This window comes from Brevundimonas sp. UYEF29 (assembly GCF_040546195.1).
In the GTDB taxonomy this organism is placed as follows: domain Bacteria; phylum Pseudomonadota; class Alphaproteobacteria; order Caulobacterales; family Caulobacteraceae; genus Brevundimonas; species Brevundimonas huaxiensis.
The window spans coordinates 166,185-184,053 of the sequence record NZ_JBEPNH010000004.1; the positions used below are offsets into that span (position 1 = coordinate 166,185).

At 67.2% G+C, this 17,869-nt stretch carries 20 protein-coding genes; 11 read left to right on the plus strand and 9 right to left on the minus strand.

From position 1 onward, the window contains the following. Positions 1–8 precede the first annotated feature (8 nt). Positions 9–509, minus strand: a complete 501-nt coding sequence (gene rcdA / locus ABIB58_RS08720; RefSeq protein WP_354040344.1) for a protease adaptor protein RcdA — start codon at positions 507–509, stop codon at positions 9–11. Between the two features lie 110 nt (positions 510–619). Then, a complete protein-coding gene (locus ABIB58_RS08725; protein ID WP_039245297.1) occupies positions 620–823 on the minus strand; it encodes a DUF1192 domain-containing protein in 204 nt (67 codons plus the stop codon). Between the two features lie 88 nt (positions 824–911). Between ABIB58_RS08725 and ABIB58_RS08730 the strand changes: the two genes are divergently transcribed. Then, positions 912–1,883 (plus strand): NAD(P)H-quinone oxidoreductase, encoded by a 972-nt coding sequence (locus ABIB58_RS08730; protein ID WP_185223880.1) that lies wholly within the window; start codon positions 912–914, stop codon positions 1,881–1,883. On the opposite strand, the gene ABIB58_RS08735 is transcribed toward ABIB58_RS08730, so the two are convergent. After that, a complete protein-coding gene (locus ABIB58_RS08735; protein WP_354040347.1) occupies positions 1,880–2,485 on the minus strand; it encodes a beta/gamma crystallin-related protein in 606 nt (201 codons plus the stop codon). The two genes, ABIB58_RS08730 and ABIB58_RS08735, sit on opposite strands and share 4 nt — an antisense overlap. Before the next feature lie 220 nt (positions 2,486–2,705). On the opposite strand from ABIB58_RS08735, the gene ABIB58_RS08740 reads away from it, so the two are divergent. Further along, positions 2,706–3,371 (plus strand): DUF1013 domain-containing protein, encoded by a 666-nt coding sequence (locus ABIB58_RS08740; RefSeq protein WP_039245300.1) that lies wholly within the window; start codon positions 2,706–2,708, stop codon positions 3,369–3,371. Between the two features lie 73 nt (positions 3,372–3,444). On the opposite strand, the gene ABIB58_RS08745 is transcribed toward ABIB58_RS08740, so the two are convergent. Beyond that, positions 3,445–3,618, minus strand: coding sequence for a YdcH family protein (locus ABIB58_RS08745; protein WP_017505994.1), 174 nt, complete (start codon positions 3,616–3,618; stop codon positions 3,445–3,447). Between the two features lie 116 nt (positions 3,619–3,734). Here ABIB58_RS08745 and ABIB58_RS08750 point away from each other — a divergent pair, with 116 nt between their 5' ends. The 7 genes from ABIB58_RS08750 (at position 3,735) to ABIB58_RS08780 (ending at position 10,216) form a co-directional block, all read left to right on the plus strand. Beyond that, positions 3,735–4,337 (plus strand): UbiX family flavin prenyltransferase, encoded by a 603-nt coding sequence (locus ABIB58_RS08750; protein WP_354040350.1) that lies wholly within the window; start codon positions 3,735–3,737, stop codon positions 4,335–4,337. After that, positions 4,334–4,798: a TIGR02444 family protein gene (locus ABIB58_RS08755; RefSeq protein WP_354040352.1), complete on the plus strand. Its 465-nt coding sequence runs from the start codon at positions 4,334–4,336 to the stop codon at positions 4,796–4,798. Before ABIB58_RS08750 ends, ABIB58_RS08755 begins: the two co-directional genes overlap by 4 nt. 50 nt (positions 4,799–4,848) lie before the next feature. Further along, a complete protein-coding gene (locus ABIB58_RS08760; RefSeq protein ID WP_017505991.1) occupies positions 4,849–5,073 on the plus strand; it encodes a YdcH family protein in 225 nt (74 codons plus the stop codon). A 170-nt stretch (positions 5,074–5,243) separates the two neighbouring features. Beyond that, on the plus strand, positions 5,244–5,885 hold the full coding sequence (locus tag ABIB58_RS08765; RefSeq protein WP_045810279.1) for a M23 family metallopeptidase: 642 nt from the start codon (positions 5,244–5,246) through the stop codon (positions 5,883–5,885). Between the two features lie 67 nt (positions 5,886–5,952). Next, positions 5,953–7,839 carry a CocE/NonD family hydrolase gene (locus ABIB58_RS08770; protein WP_354040355.1) on the plus strand — a complete coding sequence of 629 codons (1,887 nt, stop codon included), beginning with the start codon at positions 5,953–5,955 and terminating at the stop codon, positions 7,837–7,839. A 74-nt stretch (positions 7,840–7,913) separates the two neighbouring features. Beyond that, a complete protein-coding gene (locus ABIB58_RS08775) occupies positions 7,914–8,861 on the plus strand; it encodes an ABC transporter ATP-binding protein (RefSeq protein ID WP_017505988.1) in 948 nt (315 codons plus the stop codon). Beyond that, on the plus strand, positions 8,858–10,216 hold the full coding sequence (locus ABIB58_RS08780; RefSeq protein ID WP_045810281.1) for an ABC transporter permease: 1,359 nt from the start codon (positions 8,858–8,860) through the stop codon (positions 10,214–10,216). Before ABIB58_RS08775 ends, ABIB58_RS08780 begins: the two co-directional genes overlap by 4 nt. A gap of 166 nt (positions 10,217–10,382) precedes the next feature. Here ABIB58_RS08780 and rpsU read toward each other — a convergent pair whose 3' ends face one another. Further along, positions 10,383–10,625 carry a 30S ribosomal protein S21 gene (rpsU, locus tag ABIB58_RS08785; protein ID WP_026108547.1) on the minus strand — a complete coding sequence of 81 codons (243 nt, stop codon included), beginning with the start codon at positions 10,623–10,625 and terminating at the stop codon, positions 10,383–10,385. 188 nt (positions 10,626–10,813) lie between these two features. Between rpsU and ABIB58_RS08790 the strand changes: the two genes are divergently transcribed. Continuing rightward, positions 10,814–11,461 carry a COQ9 family protein gene (locus ABIB58_RS08790; protein WP_354040358.1) on the plus strand — a complete coding sequence of 216 codons (648 nt, stop codon included), beginning with the start codon at positions 10,814–10,816 and terminating at the stop codon, positions 11,459–11,461. Between the two features lie 248 nt (positions 11,462–11,709). On the opposite strand, the gene ABIB58_RS08795 is transcribed toward ABIB58_RS08790, so the two are convergent. Beyond that, positions 11,710–12,792 carry a 5-(carboxyamino)imidazole ribonucleotide synthase gene (locus ABIB58_RS08795; RefSeq protein ID WP_354040360.1) on the minus strand — a complete coding sequence of 361 codons (1,083 nt, stop codon included), beginning with the start codon at positions 12,790–12,792 and terminating at the stop codon, positions 11,710–11,712. Next, a complete protein-coding gene (gene purE / locus ABIB58_RS08800) occupies positions 12,793–13,284 on the minus strand; it encodes a 5-(carboxyamino)imidazole ribonucleotide mutase (protein WP_242078324.1) in 492 nt (163 codons plus the stop codon). It lies immediately after the preceding gene. Between the two features lie 183 nt (positions 13,285–13,467). Between purE and ABIB58_RS08805 the strand changes: the two genes are divergently transcribed. Then, complete coding sequence (locus tag ABIB58_RS08805) at positions 13,468–14,031, plus strand: GGDEF domain-containing protein (protein WP_354040363.1); 564 nt, start codon at positions 13,468–13,470, stop codon at positions 14,029–14,031. A gap of 22 nt (positions 14,032–14,053) precedes the next feature. Here the strand turns inward: ABIB58_RS08805 and ABIB58_RS08810 are convergent, their stop codons facing one another. After that, positions 14,054–15,856 carry an autotransporter domain-containing protein gene (locus ABIB58_RS08810; RefSeq protein WP_354040365.1) on the minus strand — a complete coding sequence of 601 codons (1,803 nt, stop codon included), beginning with the start codon at positions 15,854–15,856 and terminating at the stop codon, positions 14,054–14,056. A gap of 114 nt (positions 15,857–15,970) precedes the next feature. After that, positions 15,971–17,863, minus strand: coding sequence for a phosphoglycerate dehydrogenase (serA, locus tag ABIB58_RS08815; RefSeq protein ID WP_502909738.1), 1,893 nt, complete (start codon positions 17,861–17,863; stop codon positions 15,971–15,973). Positions 17,864–17,869 lie beyond the last annotated feature (6 nt).

The following is a 17,869-nucleotide window of genomic DNA, read 5'->3' on the forward strand; positions in this document are numbered from 1 at the left end:
AGGGGCGATCAGCCCCTGAAGGCCGCCTCGAGCATGCCCATCTGGCTGAGCACCGGGTTTTCCGGGGCCTGATCCTGATCGTCGGCGTACATGCGGCGATCCAGATACAGGGTGCGGTCGAACAGCTTTTCCGAACGCACGAGGTATTCGATCAGGGCGATCGGAAGTTCGGCGTGGCTGGGCTCGGCGTCGATGCGGCGCTCGTTCAGGCGATAGCGCGGCTCGCAGGCGGTTTCCGGCGACATGTCGTCTTCGCGCACGGCGCGCTGGACCAGGAGCCAGGAGGCGATCTGCATCAGGCGCGTGGTCAGCTTCATGCTCTCGGCGGCATAGGCCAGGGCGGCGGCGCGCGACAGCATCTTGGAATCGCGACGGCCCTCGCCGTCCAGATAGGCGGCGGTTTCCTCGACCAACTCCATGCCTTCGCGGAAGGTGCGATCGAACAGCTCCGACCGGGCGAAATCGCGAACGGTGCGGCTGCGGTCAGCGGGAGAGAGAGCGGAGGTCATCTGAGCTTTAAACATCGGAAAAGTGCGGGTCCGTCCTGCAATCGGCCGCTGGCGGCGGCATTTTGCAGAATGGGTGCAACGCTCATGCCATGCGGACGTGCCATTCGCGATCACGAACCGAAGTTGAACAGGGCGTCGGCGGCGTTTTTCTTGGAGCGTTTCGTCTCGATCGCGGCGCGCGAGCGCACGATCTCGGCCTCAAGCGCGGCGATCCGCTCCTGCAAATCCTCGACGGCGTAAACATCCAGGTCTTCGCGTGACAGGGCCCGCAGCGGTTCGCCACGTTGCGGGCGGGGTTCAAGATCTTCGAACATCGTCGCCTTCCTTTCGCGCTGTCATGGCCAAGGCAGTCCACGGTCCCTATCTGAACGCCCGGATACGGACGAATGCAAGGCGAGTGCGATGCGCGTGATCGAAATCGAAGGCGGTTCCGGACCGGCCGAGGCCCTGAAGATCGCCGAACGGCCCGATCCCGTGGCGGGGCCGGGTCAGGTGCTGATCCGCGTGCGGGCGGCGGGTGTGAACCGGCCGGACCTGCTGCAACGCACCGGCGCCTACCCCCCTCCCCCCGGCGCGTCGGACATTCTGGGGCTCGAGGTCGCCGGTGAGATCGAGGCCGTCGGAGAGGGCGTGACGCGCTGGACGGTCGGCGACCGGGTCTGTGCCCTGCTGGGCGGCGGCGGCTATGCAGAGCTGGCCGTGGTGGATGCGCGTCACGTCCTGCCGATCCCCGAGGGTCTGGATTACGTAGAGGCCGCCGTGCTGCCGGAAACCGTCTTCACCGTCTTCGCCAATGTGTTCGAGGGCGGTGCCTTGAAGGCCGGCGAGACGTTGCTGATCCACGGAGCGACCAGCGGTATCGGCGTGACGGCCATCGAGATGGCCAAGGCGGCCGGCGCCCGGGTGATCGCCACCTCACGCGGGGCGGACAAGGCCGCAGCCGCCAAGGCGCTGGGCGCGGACATCAGCCTGGACGCCAAGAGCGTGGATCTGGAGGCGCAGATCCGCGAGGCGGGCGGCGCGGATGTGGTTCTGGACATGGTGGGGCGCGACTACGCCGCCCTGAACCTGAACAGTCTGAATGCCGGCGGGCGTTGGGTGGTCATCGCCTCCCTGACCGGCCCCAAGGTCGAGATGGATTTGCAGCGGATCATGCTGAAGCGATTGACCCTGACCGGATCGACGCTGCGCAGCCGCCCGGCGGACGAAAAGGCGCGTCTGACCGCGGCTGTCGAGGCGACCGCCTGGCCGTGGGTGGCATCCGGCAAGGTCAAACCGCCGGTTCAGGCGGTCTTCGCGTTGGAGCAGGCGGCCGATGCGCACGCCGAACTGGAAGCCGGCGGGCACATCGGCAAGATCGTACTGAGCGTCTAGTAGCGACCGCCGCGCACGGGGCGCAGCGACGAGATGTTGTCGTTGAAGCCGCCGTTCAGGAAGCGGACGTCGCCTTCGACGATGCGGCAGCGGCCCCGGAACTCGGCGTCGGTGCAGACTTCCCAGCGGCCTTCGACGCGCATCGAACTGATGCGGTCGTTGAATGGGGTGCGGCCCAGGTTGCGGTCTTCGCTGGTGAACTCACGCGAGGCGCCGCGGAAGTTGGCGTTCTCATAGACGGTGATCGAGGACCGACCCCAGCCACCGCCATTGCCGCCGCCCCAGCCCGGCCCACCATTGCCAGGACCCCAGCCGCCGCCGGGACGGCCGGACTGGCTGTCTTCATAGTCGCCACGGAACCGCCCGCAGACCAGCAGGCCGTTGTCGTTGTTGATCTCCTCGCCGCCGCAGCGGTTTAGCTCGATCGACGTGCCGCGCATCCGGCCGCGGGTATCGCGGCAATCGGCATAGAGACGACCGCGATTCACATAGGCTTCGGAACACGACTGTGTGTAGCCGCCGCGCGGGGCGACGCGTTGCTGCGCATAGTCCTGGCCCGAGGCCATCGCTGCGGCCAGAGCCGCGCCAAGCAGAATGGACATGGTGGTTCTCCTCTCCCGAAGCTGAAAAGCTTCATTACCGCGAAGGTTGCGTCAGGGCGGATGAACCGTTGCTGTATGGGATTGTCGCTCAGCGTTTTCTTTTGTGTCGAATAGGCCTATATCGGCATCATACGCGCCCGGTCGAAAGGCCGGGCGCCGTCGTATCCAACGCCAGCCGAAGCCTCATTCGGCGGCTCAACAACACCGGGACGAACGCCCCATGAGCGACATTCTGATGCCCAAGGCCACTGCGGTCTGGCTGGTCGACAACACCTCTCTCAGCTTCGAGCAGATCGCCGACTTCTGCGGCCTGCACCCGCTGGAAGTTCGCGGCATCGCCGACGGCGACGTGGCGCGCGACATCCGTGGCGTGGATCCCGTGACCGGCGGCCAGCTGACGCGCGAAGAACTGGACAAGGCCCAGGGCGACGAGAACTATCGCATGAAGGCGATCGTCAGCCGCCACGCCGAGCTGCTGAAGTCGGCCAAGCCGGCGCCGAAATACACGCCCGTGTCGCGTCGCCAGGATCGCCCAGACGCGATCGCCTGGTTCGTGCGCAACCACCCCGAGGTGACCGACGCCCAGATCGCCAAGATGCTGGGCACGACCAAGTCCACCATCGAGAGCGTGCGCAACCGCACCCACTGGAACAGCGCCAACATCAAGCCGGTCGACCCGGTGACCCTCGGCCTGGTCGGCCAACTGGCGCTGGACGAGATCGTCAAGAAGGCCGCCGACAAGAAGGCCAAGGACGACCTGAAGAACGGCGGCGGCACGATCCAGCCCGTCGAACAGGTCGAGGCCGAGCCCGAGTTCGTGCCGGAAGCCCGCCAACGTCCCGGCGCCGAGCCGACGGCGGAATCGGTGTTCGGCACCAAGGACTGATCCGCCTTCGCGCAACGAAAACGGCCCCGGAGAGCGATCTCCGGGGCCGTCGTCGTTTTCAGGGAGGCAGGCGCTAGGTCGCGCGGGCCTCCAGACTGGTGATTTCTTCCTTCAGCCGAAGCTTCTTCTGCTTCAGCGCCCTGACCTGCAACGGATCCGTGGACGGGCGGGTAAGTTCCTTCTGGATGGTCTCATCCAGGGTGCGATGACGATTACCCAGTTCGCGAATACGAGCCTCGATGGTCATGGCTTGCGCCTCCTTTGGTTAGGGACCAGTAGAGTGAGCGCCCGGTTTGGCGCGCTGTGTAATCACTTTCCAGTGACAGCCCGTCGCCCCGGACCTGAAGGAGGCTGACCCTCAAAATGGACGATGATGTGAACGGAGCCATACGGAACCCGCCCCCCAAACTGGTGGTCGGAATTTCAGGGGCTTCCGGCGCCGTCTATGGCGCCCGGGTGCTGGATGCGCTGAACGATCTGGGCGTCGAAAGCCATCTGGTCGTGACCAAGGCCGCCCTGCTCACATTGTCGCAGGAGACCGATCTGTCGTCCGACGAACTGACGGCCAAGGCGTCGGTGGTTCACAAGCTGGGCGACGTCGGGGCGACGATCGCCTCCGGATCGTTCCGCACCCTGGGCATGATCGTGGCGCCCTGCTCGATCAAGACGATGAGCGAGATCGCGACGGGCGTGACCTCGACCCTGCTGACGCGGGCGGCGGACGTGACGCTGAAGGAGCGGCGACCGCTGGTGCTGATGGTGCGCGAAACGCCGTTCCACCTGGGCCACCTGCGCACCATGACCGCCCTGGCCGAAATGGGCGCGATCATCGCCCCGCCCCTGCCCGCGCTTTACGCCCGGCCGAGCTCGATCATGGAGATGGTCGATCAGTCGGTGGGGCGGACGCTGGACCTGTTCGGCCTGGATTGGGGCGCGGTGCGGCGCTGGGAAGGCCTGAAGTCATGAGGCTGTGGGACTGGGCGGTCGCCGCCTATGGCGCGCCGGGCGTTGGAGAGGCGTGCCTGGCGCTGCAGGACAGCCACGACCAGAACGTGCCGTTGCTGCTGTGGTCCGCCTGGGTCGCGGCGACGGGCCGAAAGCCCGACGAAGAGACGATCGAGGCGGCCTGCGACACCGCCCGGGCCTGGGACAGCGTCGTGGTCGCCCCGCTGCGTTCGGTGCGGCGGATCCTGAAGGCGCCGGTGCCCGATATCGACGACGCCCCGCGCGAAAGCGTGCGCAACCGCATCAAGGCGCTGGAGCTGGAGGCGGAGCGGCATTTGCTGGACGCGCTGGAGGCGCTGGCGCCCGAACCAAGCGGGCCGGCCCGCCCGATCATCGACGGCCTGGCGGCCACCGCCCGGATGTGGGCGGACGTCACCCCGCGCCCGGCCCTGATCCGGCTCGCAGACGCCCTTCCGACCTGAGATCAGCGTGGCTATAAGCGGCCCGAGACGAGCGGCGTGGAGATGACACGATGAACGACGACACGCCTGCCATCACTGAGGAAATGGCCGAGCTTCAGGCGCGGGTGAACCATCTGCGGCAGGAACACGCCGACCTGGACGCCTCGATCGAAGCCTTGGGTCAGGCCGCCATTCCCGACCAGCTGATGATCGCCCGGCTGAAGCGCAAGAAGCTGGCGCTGAAGGACGAGATCGTGAAGCTGGAAGACCGCATCCTGCCCGACATTATCGCCTGATCTGGCCCGGGCGGACGGCCGGTTCCGTCATGCGACCATCCGCCGCCCTGCCCTAGACCCAAAGTCGCCAAAGCCCGCAGGCATAAGCCGCCCCTTCCACGGAACGCCGTGCGCTGTCGGGGCGCCGCTTCCTTCATTCCAGAGCGTAGAGACGCTGGAGAGGCCGCCGAATGCGACGCCTGCTATCCAACGCGCCGATGGCGCGGTGCAAGACCCTGTTGATCCACTCCGGCCAGACGGCCGCCTTCGCCGCCGTGGCCGTTTTCGCGGCCGCCGCCGCGCCAAATGCCGCGCGCGAGGCCGCCTTGCCGCCGCCGACCCAGATCGCCGCGCCGGTGTCGCCGCCCCTGAAGGCCGAGGTCGAGAAGGCAGGTCCGATCACGCGCCAGATCGCCTTCACCGCCCCGGTGCGCGGCTATGCGATCAACTCGCCGTTCGGCCTACGCAAACTGGCCATCGAAGCCAAGGCGCGCGCGCACAAGGGTGTCGACATCGCCGCGCCGAAGGGCACAACCGTCTTCACCGCCGCCGAGGGCGAAGTCATCCGCACGGGCTATGACCCCGAGGGCTATGGCAACTTCATCGAGGTGCGCCACCCCAACGGCATGAGCACCCTGTACGGCCATCTCAGCCGGATCGATGTCGCGAACGGCGATGCGGTCGCGCCCGGTCAGCGCATCGGTCTGGTCGGCTCCACGGGCTATTCCACCGGCCCGCACCTGCATTTCGAGGTCCGTCGCGGCGGCGCCCAGGTCAATCCGACCAAGGTGGTCGATCGCCATTTCGAAGTGACGGTCAAGGCCAAGGCCTGACGCGCATTACGTTGCGACGGGCGCGGCAAACGTCCTAGTGTCCCCTCTCGTTCTGGGAGGGATGAATATGGACAAGATCGTCGCCGCCGTCGTCGCGGGCCTGTTGGCCGCCACGCCCATCGCCGCCTCGGCGCAGGATTATGGGCGCTACAGCGACGCCGCCGCACAGACCGAGCTGTCGCGCCTGGCGGATGTGCAGATGGCGGTCATGGTGCCGATGCGCGACGGCGTGGGACTGGCCACCAATGTCTATCGCCCCAAGAATGCGTCCGGCCCCTTGCCGACGGTGTTCGTGCGCACGCCCTATAACGAGTTGGCCTACAACGCCCGCACCACGCGCTCGGCCCTGAGCTGGGTCAGCAAAGGCTATGCCTTCGTCATCCAGAACGAGCGGGGACGGTATTTCTCGGGCGGCGACTATCAGATCCTGGGCTATCCCCAGACCGACGGCTATGACGCCCTGACGTGGATTGCGGCCCAGCCCTGGTCGAACGGCAAGGTCGGCACCCTGGGCTGTTCGTCGTCCGCCGAATGGCAGCTGGCCCTGGCGGCCCAGAACCACCCCGCCCATGCCGCCATGGTGCCCCAGGCCTCGGGCGCCGGCATCGGCAAGGTCGGCCGGTTCCAGGAACAGGGCAACTGGTACACCGGGGGCGTGCCGCGCAACCTGTTCTTCGTGTGGCTGTACGGCGTGGACAATCCGCAGCGCGCACAGATCCCGATGGATCTCGATCAGGAAACCCGCGCCCGCATCGTTCGCTACAACGATCTGGACGCCAAGAAGCCGGATGTGAACTGGCCCAGCCAGATCCGGCATCTGCCGGTCAACGAGATGCTGAAGGACCTGGGCGAGCCGGCCGGCACGTTCGAGGAACTGATCGCGCGCACCCCGTCCGATCCGGCCTGGCGTCAGGGCGGCCTGTATCACGACGACATGGGCTGGGGCGTGCCGTCCCTGTGGTTCAACAGCTGGTATGACGTCTCCATCGGGCCGAACATGGAGCTGTTCAACCACGCCCGGTCCACGACCCAGGATCGCGAGGCGGCAGAGAACCAGTATGTCGTGGTCGGCCCCAACAATCACTGCGCCTTCGGGGGCCTGGGGCCGAACTACAAGTCGGGCGACCGGCCGCTGGGCGACGCCACCTTCGACAGCGACGCCCTGGTGCACGCCTGGTTCGACCGCTGGCTGAAGGGCGAACGGCGCGCCTTCCCCGAGAGCACGCCGCACGTGCAGTATTTCAACATGGGCGAAAACGCCTGGCGCACGGCCGCGCAGTGGCCGCCGGCCGGGGTCAAGACGGTGCGGATGTATCTGCGCTCGGGCGGCGCGGCCAACAGCCTGAACGGCGATGGCCTGCTGAGCCTTCAGGCGCCGCCCGCCGGCGAGCCGGCCGACCGCTATCGCTATGATCCGATGAACCCGGTCCAGACCATCGGCGGCGGCGATTGCTGCAACGGCGGGCTGGTCACGGCTGGGGCCTTTGATCAGCGGCCCATCGAGGCGCGCAACGACGTGCTGGTCTATACGTCGGACGCGCTGACCGAGCCGATGCAGGTCACCGGCTTCATCGATGCGGTGCTGAAGGTGTCGTCCTCTGCGCCCGACACCGATTTCGCGGTCAAGCTGGTGGATGTGGCGCCGGACGGCACGGCCTATATCCTGGGCGACACCATCATGCGGGCGCGCTATCGCAACGGCTATGACCGCCCCGCGCCCCTGACGCCGGGACAGGTTGCGACCGTGCAGCCCACGCCGCTGACCATCAGCAACACCTTCCAGCCCGGTCACCGCATCCGGGTCGAAGTCACCAGCTCCAACTTCCCCAAGTTCGTGCGCAACCTGAACACGGGCGGGGCGAACGAGACCGAGAGCCAGGGCGTGGTCGCCGACAACGCCGTCCATCACGCGGGTGACGACGCCTCCTACATCGACCTGCCTGTGGTGAAATAGGCGCACCCGCGCCGAAGTCGCTGGCGTCCCCTGTCGTCGGATTCTAGTCTGACGACAGGGATTTGGGAGGCGACATGGCGGCGTTGACGCTGGATGGGGTGAACAAGCGATACGGCGATTTCCACGCCGTGCGCGATCTGAGTTTTCAGGTCGAGAAGGGGTCGATCTGCGGCTTTCTGGGACCGAACGGGGCGGGCAAGACCTCGACCCTGCGGATGATCCTGGGGTTGCAGCCGGCGACGTCGGGGCGGATCGAGATCCTGGGCGCCGACGACGGGCGCAAGGTGCGCGACCGGATCGGTTTTCTGCCCGAGGAGCGCGGCCTCTACAAGAAGATGACGCCGGTCGAGGCCATCGCCTTCTTCGGCGCGCTGAAAGGCCTGCCGGTCGCCGAGGGCCGCAAGCGCGCCAAGACCCTACTGGAGCAGCAGGGGCTGGGCGAGGCGCAGAAGAAGAAGATGAAGGAACTGTCCAAGGGGATGGCGCAGAAGGTGCAGCTGATCGCCTCGGTCGTGCACCAGCCCGAGTTCGTCATTCTGGACGAGCCGTTCTCTGGTCTGGACCCGATGAACCAGCAGGGTCTGGAGGCGATGATTCGCGGACTGGCCGCGAACGGCGCCACGGTGCTGTTCTCCACCCACGTGATGCAGCATGCCGAGCGGCTGTGCGACAAGGTCGTGCTGCTGGCGCGCGGCAAGAAGGCGTTCGAGGGGACGGTGGATCAGGCCAAGGCCACGTCGCCGCGTTTCCTGGATCTGGATGGGGCGATCAGCGCGGACGCCGCCGCCGCCCTGCCCGGCGTGGCGGGCGTCGAGACCCTGTCCGACGTGGATGGCGTGCGTCGCCTGAAGATCGCCCTGGCGCCCGGCGCCGGGGGCCAGGACACCTTGAAGACGGCCTTCCTGAACGGGCTGGACGTGCGCGGCTTCGCGCTGAAGGAGCCGACGCTGCACGACGCCTTCATCGGCCTGACCGGGGACCATCCCGACCAACCCGTCGCATCCGTGGAGGCTGTCCGATGAACCGCACCCTGCTGATCGCGCGACGCGAATATGTCGCCTACGCCAAGACCGTCGGCTTCTGGCTGTCGCTTCTGGCCTTTCCGCTGTTCGCCGTGCTGGGCGGCGGCATTCCGGCGCTGATCAAGGCGTCCGAGCCGATCAAGTCGGTGGCGGTGATCGAGGAAGGCCCCAATGCGACGGGTCTGGCCGCCGCTGTGCGCGCCTCGCTGCAAGCCGATGTGGATCGTCAGAACGAGCGCCTGCGCGAAGCCGCCGAAAAGGGACAGGCGGGCGCCGGGCGCGCCGTCGCCTCCATCACCGGCCCCAAGATCCGTCTGGTCGATGTACCGCCCGCCATCGCCGACGCCGTCGGCCCGGCGCGTGACGAGGCGATCCGCAAGGCGCTGGACAAGCAGACCTCGAAGGCCAGACGCCTCGACGCCGTGGTGTTCTTGAGCCGCACGGACGGCAAGCCCGCCGCCCAGGTCTGGACCGCGCGCGCCACCGACAACGACGTCTCAGGCTTCGTCCGCAACGCCCTGCGCGATGCGCGACGCACCGAGCTTTTGACCGCCGCCGGGGTCGCCCCGGCCGTGGCGCAGGAGGTTCAGACCTTCCGGCCCGAGGTGAAGTCCTTCTCGCCCAGCGCGGCCAGCGGGGGCGAGGTGTCGATGCGTGACCGGATCCCGTCCTTCATCGGCCTGGGCGTCGGATTCCTGTTGTGGTCGCTGGTCATCACAGGGGCCTCCATCCTGCTGAATAGCGTGATGGAGGAGAAGTCGAACAAGATCCTGGAGGTGCTGCTGTCCTCGGCCTCGGCGACCGAAATCCTGACGGGCAAGGTGCTGGGCGTGGCGCTGCTGACCCTGACGGTCATGGGCGTCTGGGGTGGGATCGGCGCCTTCACCCTTATCTCGGCCTCGCCCGAGACGGCGGCGACGGTCGGACAGGTGCTGCTGCACGACGGCCTGATCTTCTATTTCTTCGCCTATATGGTCGGCGGATACCTGATGTATGCGGTGCTGTTCGCGGCCATCGGCGCCTTCTGCGAGACGCCGCGCGACGCCCAGACCCTGATGGGGCCGATCATGATGATCCTGGTCGTGCCGATCCTGGTGATGCAGATGGCCCTGACCAGTCCGGATGCGCCGGTGGTCAAGGTGTTGTCCTGGGTCCCCTTCTTCACCCCCTTCCTGATGAGTGCGCGCGCGCCCAGCGACCCGCCGCTGGTGGAGGTGATCCTGACGCTGATCGGCATGTTCGCGACCGCCGCCTTCATGGTGTGGATCGCCGGGCGGGCCTTCCGCGCCGGCGCGCTTTCGGACGTGAAGCTGAGCTGGAAGAGCTTTGGCCGGGCGATCACCGGGCGGGCGTAGGCGGCATGGTTATCTCCTCCCCGTCGCGTCGCGATGGGGAGGTGGCGCGGCGGTTCTTCGGTGGGACTTCAAGAGTCCTCAACCACGCTCCGCAGAAACGAAACGCAAAGAAAAAGGCCGCTTCCTTCGGGAAGCGGCCTTAAATCTTTCGGCTTTCGCCGGGGTCTCAACGACCGCCGGGAACGCGCGGCTTCGGCGCGGGCAGCAGGCCCTCGCGCTGCATGCGCTTGCGCGCCAGCTTGCGGGCGCGACGGATGGCTTCAGCCTTCTGACGGGCGCGCTTTTCCGAGGGCTTCTCGAAGTGCACGTGGCGCTTCATTTCACGGAAGCTGCCCTCGCGCTGCATCTTCTTCTTCAGGGCTTTCAGCGCTTGGTCGACGTTGTTGTCGCGAACGAAAATCTGAACCAGGTTAAACTCTCCTTTGGCCGCCCGCCGCGTCCTGTGAGGGAGACGGGCGAACAAAATAAAATCGTCTTCCGACAGCCGGGCTCTCGGATGAAGGCGCGCTGATACACGAGCCGCCCCCTTCTGTCCAGATCGTCGCGACCATTCTTCAAGGCTCGAAACGCCATGACGACCGGCGTATGATCGCCCTTATGACCGAGACGACAGACTGGGCCGACCGGACCGAACAGATCGTGCTGGACGCCGCCATCGCCCGCGCGCCCGCATTGGGCTGGAACGCGCGTCTGGTGCGCGAAGCCTGTGAGGCGTGCGGCTTGTCGCAGGGCGACGAGGAACTGCTGCTGCCTAACGGCCCGCGCGATCTGGCGGCCCTGCTGTCGCGCCGCCATGATGCGCGAGCGCTGGCGGCTCTGGGTGGAATCGACGCCCAGTCGCTGAAGATTCGCGAGCGAATCGCGCGCGCCGTGTCCGAGCGGATGGAGGCGGGCGCCGCCGATCTGGAGGCCACGCGTCGCTGCGCCGCCTTCCTCGCCCTGCCCGTCAACGCCGACTTGGGACTGAAACTGGCTTGGGAGAGCGCGGATCATCTGTGGCGCTGGGCCGGGGACGAGGCGACCGACTGGAATCACTATTCGAAGCGGACGATCCTGTCCGGCATCCTGATTCCCGCCCTGACCCTGCGTTGGTTCGACGGCCGCGAAACGGCCGAGGCTTTCGTCGCCCGCCGGATCGAAAACGTCATGGCCTTCGAGAAGTGGAAGGCGGGCAAGGATTTCGACGCGCCGTTCCGAAAGGTCAGCGATGCGCTGAGCCGCATGCGATATGGGGCGAGGGTGTAAGGCGAACGCGTCAAGGTTGCCGACGAGCGCAAGCCATGCGACCCCTTCGCTCCAACGGAGAGTGTAGGATGCGAAAGACTATCGTCTTGAGTGGCGTAGGCGTTTTGGCTGGGTCTGCGCTTTTGGGCGCAATTTCTTACCAAGAGCCGCAGTCACGAGTGAAACCGAGTATCTGCTGGGTTGAGAGCAAGCCGATTCCCAACGGCGCGTTTAATGTCGTGCGGTGTGACGCGACCAAGGTCGGCTGATCAGACCATGCCCAACACCCGGTTCACATGCGCCATCTTGCGGCCGGGGCGGGCCTCAGCCTTGCCGTAGAGGTGAAGGCGTTCGTCGGACTTGGCCGACAGCTTGCGCCAGTCCTCGACCTCGTCGCCTAGCAGATTGGTCATTTCGATGCGGGCGTGGGCCGTCACAGGGCCGAGCGGCCAGCCGGCGACGGCGCGGATATGCTGTTCGAACTGGTCGCAGACGCAGCCGTCCTGGGTCCAGTGGCCGGTGTTGTGAACGCGTGGGGCGATCTCGTTGACCAGAAGCACGTCGTCGCCGAGGTCGAAGAGCTCGACGCCCAGAACGCCGACGTAGTCCAGCCCGTCCAGGATCGCCTCGGCTATGGCGCGGGCGCGAACCTGCGTCTTCTCATCCACGGCGGCGGGGGCCAGGGTGGTGCGCAGGACGCCGCCTTCGTGCCGGTTCTCGCCCAGCGGATAGACCGCCATATGGCCGTCCCAGTCGCGGGCGGCGATGACCGACAGTTCGCGCACGAAAGTCGCCTTGGCCTCCAGGATGGCCGGACGGCCGCCCAGGCTTTCCAAGGCGGCGGGCGCGTCCTCGATGGTGTGGATCCAGACCTGGCCCTTGCCGTCATAGCCTTCGCGGCGGGTCTTCAAGAGGGCGGGCAAGCCCAGTTCGGTCAGGCCGACGACCAAATCGTCCAGCGTGTCGACGACGGCGAAGGCGACCGTCGGGGCGCCGACGGCGTTCAGGAAGGTCTTTTCGTCCACCCGATCCTGCGACACGCGCAACGCAGTCGGTCCCGGCGCGACGAGGGCGCCGGCCTCGGCCAGACGCTCGATGGATTCGGCCGGCACGTTCTCGAACTCGAAGGTCACGACATCGGCGGCGCGGCCCAGCGCCGACAGGGCCTTGGGGTCGTCATAGGCGGCGACGATCTGGCGCGCCGAGACCCGGCCGGCCGGGCTGTCGGCCTCGGGGTCCAGGATCACGACGTCGAAGCCCAGGCGCGAGGCGGCCTGGCTCAGCATCCGGCCCAGCTGGCCTCCGCCGATGATGCCGAGGGTCGAACCGGGGGGAAGCGGAAGATCAGGCACTCAGTCCTCGACGGTTTCTGCGACGGATTCGGTCTGGGCGGCGCGGAAGGCGGCCAGGCGTCCGGCCAGTTCTTCATCCGAGAGGGCCAGGATCTGGGCGGCCAGGATGCCGGCGTTGGCGGCGCCTGCCTCGCCGATGGCCAGGGTGGCGACCGGAACGCCGGCCGGCATCTGAACGATCGACAGCAGGCTATCCATGCCCTTCAGCGCCTTGGACTGGACCGGCACGCCCAGCACCGGCAGTTCGGTCATGGAGGCGGCCATGCCCGGTAAGTGGGCGGCGCCCCCTGCCCCGGCGATGATGACCTTGTATCCGGCGGCCTTGGCGCCCGTGGCGAAATCGACCAGGCGTTGGGGCGTGCGGTGGGCGCTGACGACCTTGGCGTCCCAGGCGACGCCCAGTTGATCCAAGCGATCGGCGGCCAGCTTCATGGTCGGCCAGTCGGACCGGCTGCCCATGATGATCGCCACCGGGGTTTCGGAAGTCGCCATGTCTGCAAGGCCCCTCGCGGAAAGGCGCCGGTTACAGCACGCGGGTGACGCCCGCAACCGCAACACCGTGATTTCAACCGCGTCGGCCCGTAATGTCGGCCTTCAATGTCGACGGATCACGCTCTACCATCGTTCGACCGCGCGACGCAGACTGAGTCGCGCCTTCGGAGCCAACCCTGCGCCGTGACCGACGTGGCCGAACACGACCTGACCGCCGAGATCGCGCGCCTGCGCGTCGAGCTGGAAGCGTGGAAGACGCGCGCCGCGGCCGCCGAGGCCGCCGCCGACCACGATGTGCTGACGCCCGCCCTGAACCGGCGCGGCTTCATCACGGCGATGCAGCGGACCATGGCCTATTGCCAGCGGCACGGGGTGCCGGCGGTGCTGCTGTATCTGGACATGGACGGGTTCAAGAGCGTCAACGACAACCTGGGCCATGCGGCCGGCGATGCGGCCCTGGTCGCGGTGGCCAAGCTGTTCCTGGCCAATCTGCGCGAGTCGGATGCGGTGGGCCGGCTGGGCGGCGACGAGTTCGCCCTTCTGATGTTGCACGCGGGCTACGAAGAGGGCCGGGCCAAGGCGCGTCAGCTGGCCGAGGCGCTGAAGACCGAAGGCTTCGTCTGGGACGGCCAGAAGACCGAACTGGGCGGCTCGTTCGGGGTGCGCGCCTGGGACGGCCATACCGACGCCGAGGTCTGGCTGACCGAGGCCGACGCCGCCATGTGGGTGAGGAAGAAGGGGCGCTGAGGCCCCTTCCCGCCCCTGCCGCTTAAAGCGGCAGTTTCAGCTGAATGCCGCCCATGTGGCTGTCGGCGTGGTCGCCGAAGCGGCCGCGATAGCCGACCGTCACCTTGACCGGGCCGAGCGACCCCTCGACGCCGGCGGAGGCCAGGAACTGGCCGCCGAACGGATCGTCGATCTCGCGCGACAGCACCTGGGCCGGGTTGTTGTAGAGACCCACGCGCACCGGATCGGAGCTGTCGTCCAGGGCGTCGCGGTAGCCGCCCTCGGCGAACAGGCCGAACCCGCCCATTTTCGCCTCGGCGCGCAGGGCGACCTCGCCGGTCAGGGCCTTCACCGTGCGGTCGCCGTACTGATACTGGGCGCCGACGCCCTGTTCGTAATAGCCGTCCACGTCGCTGGAGACGTAGGCCAGGGCCGCGCGCGGCGACAGGGCGACGCCGCCCATGTCGAACCACATGCCGCCTTGCAGACGGGCGCCGCTGCTGAGGGCGCGGGTTTCGGCGGTGTGGACGATCGGCGCCAGACTGGTGGTGCGTTCGATGTCGTCGATGTTGTCGCGCGCCACCCCGACGGCGGCGTTGACGAAGACATCGCCCGAGCGCCAGCCGCCATAGACGTCCAGGCCGAAGCTTTCGACATTGAACTGCAGCGCCTGGCTTTCGACGTCGGTGTTGCGCGCCGTGCCGGCCAGACCGAAGCGCCAGTTGGCCGAGGGGCCGGCCTCAAGCGCGATACGGGCGCCCCAGCCGTCGCTGGACGAACTGGTGACCGAGCCGCGCGCATCGGTATCGACGCTGTCGATCAGGGCCGCTGTCGTGACCGAGACGCCAGCCTCCCACGGCTGACGACCCGACAGGGCCTCGCCGGCGGCGTCCAGGGCGTCCTCGCGGTGACGATAGGCCGTCTCGCCCTGGAGGGTCGATTGGGCGCCGATGTCGCCATAGTAGAGATAGTCGGTCGCCAGCTGGGCGATGATCCGGTGGCCCGCTGCGGTCGGGTGGACGCCGTCGAAGTAGAAATAGCTGTCGGGGTTGGAGCAGACCGTCACGCCGTTGAAGCAGGGCTGGGTGATGTTGGTGATGCCGAACAGGCCTGGATTGCCGGCCAGGGTGTCGCCGATCTTGTACAGGTCCATCATGATGATGTTGCTGCCTGGGCGGGCGGCGGCCGTGGCGGTCAGATTGGTCTGGAGCGCGGTGTTGAAGGTGGTGACGGCGAAGTCGGCCAGGGGCGCGGCGGTCGTGCCGCGGAACTGAGGCGTCAGGCTGAGCTTGGGCAGGTTGGTGACCAGGATGGTCCCGGCGCCCGCGCCCGTCACGGTGTTGACCAGGCTGTTGATGTTGGCGGCGGCCGTGGTTGCGACCGGGGTGATGGCGGCGACCGGGCTGGCGGAAGCGCCGGCGGCGGGCAGGCCCTGGAAGATGTCGTTGGCGCCGCCCAGGACGCTGACCAAATCGGTTGAGCTGAAGCGGCCGCCCGCGGCGGTGTAGCGCGACAGCTGGTTCAGCATGCCGAACGGTACGCCGGCCGAGGCGTCGGTACGCGAGCCGCCAAAGGCGTAGTTGATACTGCCCGTGACCGAGCCGTTGAAGTTGGCGGCGTTGAAGCCCAGCAGTTCAACGAAGGTCGGACCGTTCGAGAAGCGGCGCGCATAGGGCGGCGACGGCGGCTGGGTCCCGCCCGAGATCAGAAACAGGTTGCCGTTGTCGCTGAGGCTGTCCCCGAAGACGACCAGACGGTTGTAAGTCTGGGCCGAGGCCGAGCCGGCAAAGGTGCAGGCGGCAAGCGCCAGAGCGGCGACGGCGCCGCCGGTGATGAAGCGTGACATGAAATTCCTCCCGCAGCCGTCGTTGCGCGGCCGTTCGACGTGAGGATGCGCCAGTTCGCGCAGAGCGCAAGATGCCGCGAGGTCAGCTTTGAGAAGATATTTGCGAGCGACGTATCACTGCAACGTGCGGAACTTCAGCGTGCCCGGCACCGTCTTGAGTTCGCGCAGCGCCTCCGGGTCGTAGTCGCGATCCACATCGGTGATGACATAGCCCGTGCGCTCGTCCGTTTTCAGATGCTGGCCCAGGATGTTCAGGCCCGCCGACGCCAGGGCGCGGTTCAGTTCAGCCAGCACGCCCGGCTGGTTCCGGTGGATGTGCAAGATGCGGTGCGCGCCCGAAACTTCGGAAAGCTGGACGTTGGGCAGGTTGACGCTGAAGGTCGTGTCGCCCCGGTTCAGATAGCCCAGCAGGCGTTCGGCCGCGAACTCGGCGATGGCCTCCTGCGCCTCTTCGGTCGAGCCGCCGATGTGCGGCGTCAGGATCATGTTGGGCAGGCCCTGAAGCGGGCTCTCGAAGGGGTCGGCGTTGGTGCGCGGTTCTTCGGGGAAGACATCGACGGCGGCGCCGGCGACCCGGCCAGAGCCGATCGCCTGAGATAGCGCTCCGACATCGACCACATGGCCCCGCGCCAGATTCAGGAACAACGCGCCTTCCTTCATCCGGCCGAACTGAGCCGCACCGAAGATATTGGCGTTTTCCTTGCGACCATCGACATGCAGGGTGACCACGTCGCTTTCGGCCAGCAGCGCGTCCAGCGAGCGCATGCGGCGCGCATTGCCTAGGGCCAGGCGCTCTGACAGGTCATAGAACAGCACCCGCATGCCCAAGTTCTCGGCCAGAACGGAAAGCTGGCTGCCGATCGCGCCGTAGCCGACGATACCCAGGGTCTTGCCACGCAGCTCCTTTGAGCCGGTGGCGGACTTGTTCCACTTGCCGACATGCATGGCGGCGGACTTGTCCGCCACGTCGCGCATCAGAACGATCATCAGGCCGATGGCCAGTTCGACCACCGAGCGGGTGTTCGAATAGGGGGCGTTGAACACCGCCACCCCGTGATCCGAGGCCGCGTCCAGGTCGATCTGGTTGGTGCCGATGCAGAAGGCGGCGACGGCCATCAGTCGATCGGCCTGTTCCAGCACGCGGCGGCTGACCGAGGTCTTGGAACGGATGCCCAGGACATGGACACCCTTGATGGCGGCGATCAGATCGTCCTCGTCCAGCGCGCCCTTCTGGGTTTCAACCGAATAGCCCGCCTCCTCAAGCCGCTCGACGGCGGCGGGGTGGATGTTTTCCAGGAGCAGCATCTTCATGCGGCTGCGCGGGAAGGACCAACGGCCGACAAGGCCTTCGGCATGCAGCACCTCGTCGAGCGACGCGGCCTCGGCGTCGGCGACCTGGACCACCGGCGCGCGGCGCACGACCTCGGTGAAGGCGTAGAAGGCGTCGGCGGCGCCCGCGATCTTGACCTCGGCGTCGTTCCAGCCGTCGCCCACGATGACGACGCGACCCGACAGGTTCAGGCTGTGAATGGCGGTCGGCTTGCCATTGGCGTGCGACAGTGGGTTGGCGTCGTCCACGCCGATCACGCGGTCGTCGGCGTCGTAGATCAGATCGTTGCACAGCACGCGATCGGGCGAGACGCCCAGCTCTTCGGCGACGGGCGCGATCACCTCACGGAAGCCGCCGGAGAGAATGACGACCTTACCCTTGTTCTGCTGGAAGAAATTCAGGTTGCGCCGCACAGACGCCGTCAGGTGGTCCAACGCGCTCTGGGCGAGGGCGGCGACATGGGCGCGGGTCAGCGGCAGAAGAGCCAGCCGGCGGCGCAAAGCCTCGCCGAACTCGATATCTCCGGCCATGGCCTGATCCGTCAGGGCGGCGATCTGGGCGCGGGTTTCGGCAGCGCCGGGCGCATCCGCCAGGGCGATGTCGGCCAAGGCTTCCAGGGTTTCGAAATCGACCAGGGTCGAATCGAAGTCGAAGATCAGGGTGGGGCGCGCGCTCATGGGCGG

Excerpts from the sequence above, each read along its gene's own strand:
- serA (WP_502909738.1), bottom strand. The coding sequence starts at position 17,863 with ATGAGCGCGCGCCCCACCCTGATCTTCGACTTCGATTCGACCCTGGTC.
- ABIB58_RS08735 (WP_354040347.1), bottom strand. The coding sequence starts at position 2,485 with ATGTCCATTCTGCTTGGCGCGGCTCTGGCCGCAGCGATGGCCTCGGGC.
- ABIB58_RS08740 (WP_039245300.1), top strand. The coding sequence starts at position 2,706 with ATGAGCGACATTCTGATGCCCAAGGCCACTGCGGTCTGGCTGGTCGAC.
- ABIB58_RS08790 (WP_354040358.1), top strand. The coding sequence starts at position 10,814 with ATGACCGAGACGACAGACTGGGCCGACCGGACCGAACAGATCGTGCTG.
- ABIB58_RS08725 (WP_039245297.1), bottom strand. The coding sequence starts at position 823 with ATGTTCGAAGATCTTGAACCCCGCCCGCAACGTGGCGAACCGCTGCGG.
- ABIB58_RS08780 (WP_045810281.1), top strand. The coding sequence starts at position 8,858 with ATGAACCGCACCCTGCTGATCGCGCGACGCGAATATGTCGCCTACGCC.
- ABIB58_RS08730 (WP_185223880.1), top strand. The coding sequence starts at position 912 with ATGCGCGTGATCGAAATCGAAGGCGGTTCCGGACCGGCCGAGGCCCTG.
- ABIB58_RS08755 (WP_354040352.1), top strand. The coding sequence starts at position 4,334 with ATGAGGCTGTGGGACTGGGCGGTCGCCGCCTATGGCGCGCCGGGCGTT.
- ABIB58_RS08770 (WP_354040355.1), top strand. The coding sequence starts at position 5,953 with ATGGACAAGATCGTCGCCGCCGTCGTCGCGGGCCTGTTGGCCGCCACG.
- ABIB58_RS08765 (WP_045810279.1), top strand. The coding sequence starts at position 5,244 with ATGCGACGCCTGCTATCCAACGCGCCGATGGCGCGGTGCAAGACCCTG.
- ABIB58_RS08750 (WP_354040350.1), top strand. The coding sequence starts at position 3,735 with ATGGACGATGATGTGAACGGAGCCATACGGAACCCGCCCCCCAAACTG.
- ABIB58_RS08775 (WP_017505988.1), top strand. The coding sequence starts at position 7,914 with ATGGCGGCGTTGACGCTGGATGGGGTGAACAAGCGATACGGCGATTTC.
- ABIB58_RS08760 (WP_017505991.1), top strand. The coding sequence starts at position 4,849 with ATGAACGACGACACGCCTGCCATCACTGAGGAAATGGCCGAGCTTCAG.
- ABIB58_RS08810 (WP_354040365.1), bottom strand. The coding sequence starts at position 15,856 with ATGTCACGCTTCATCACCGGCGGCGCCGTCGCCGCTCTGGCGCTTGCC.
- rcdA (WP_354040344.1), bottom strand. The coding sequence starts at position 509 with ATGACCTCCGCTCTCTCTCCCGCTGACCGCAGCCGCACCGTTCGCGAT.
- purE (WP_242078324.1), bottom strand. The coding sequence starts at position 13,284 with ATGGCGACTTCCGAAACCCCGGTGGCGATCATCATGGGCAGCCGGTCC.
- ABIB58_RS08745 (WP_017505994.1), bottom strand. The coding sequence starts at position 3,618 with ATGACCATCGAGGCTCGTATTCGCGAACTGGGTAATCGTCATCGCACC.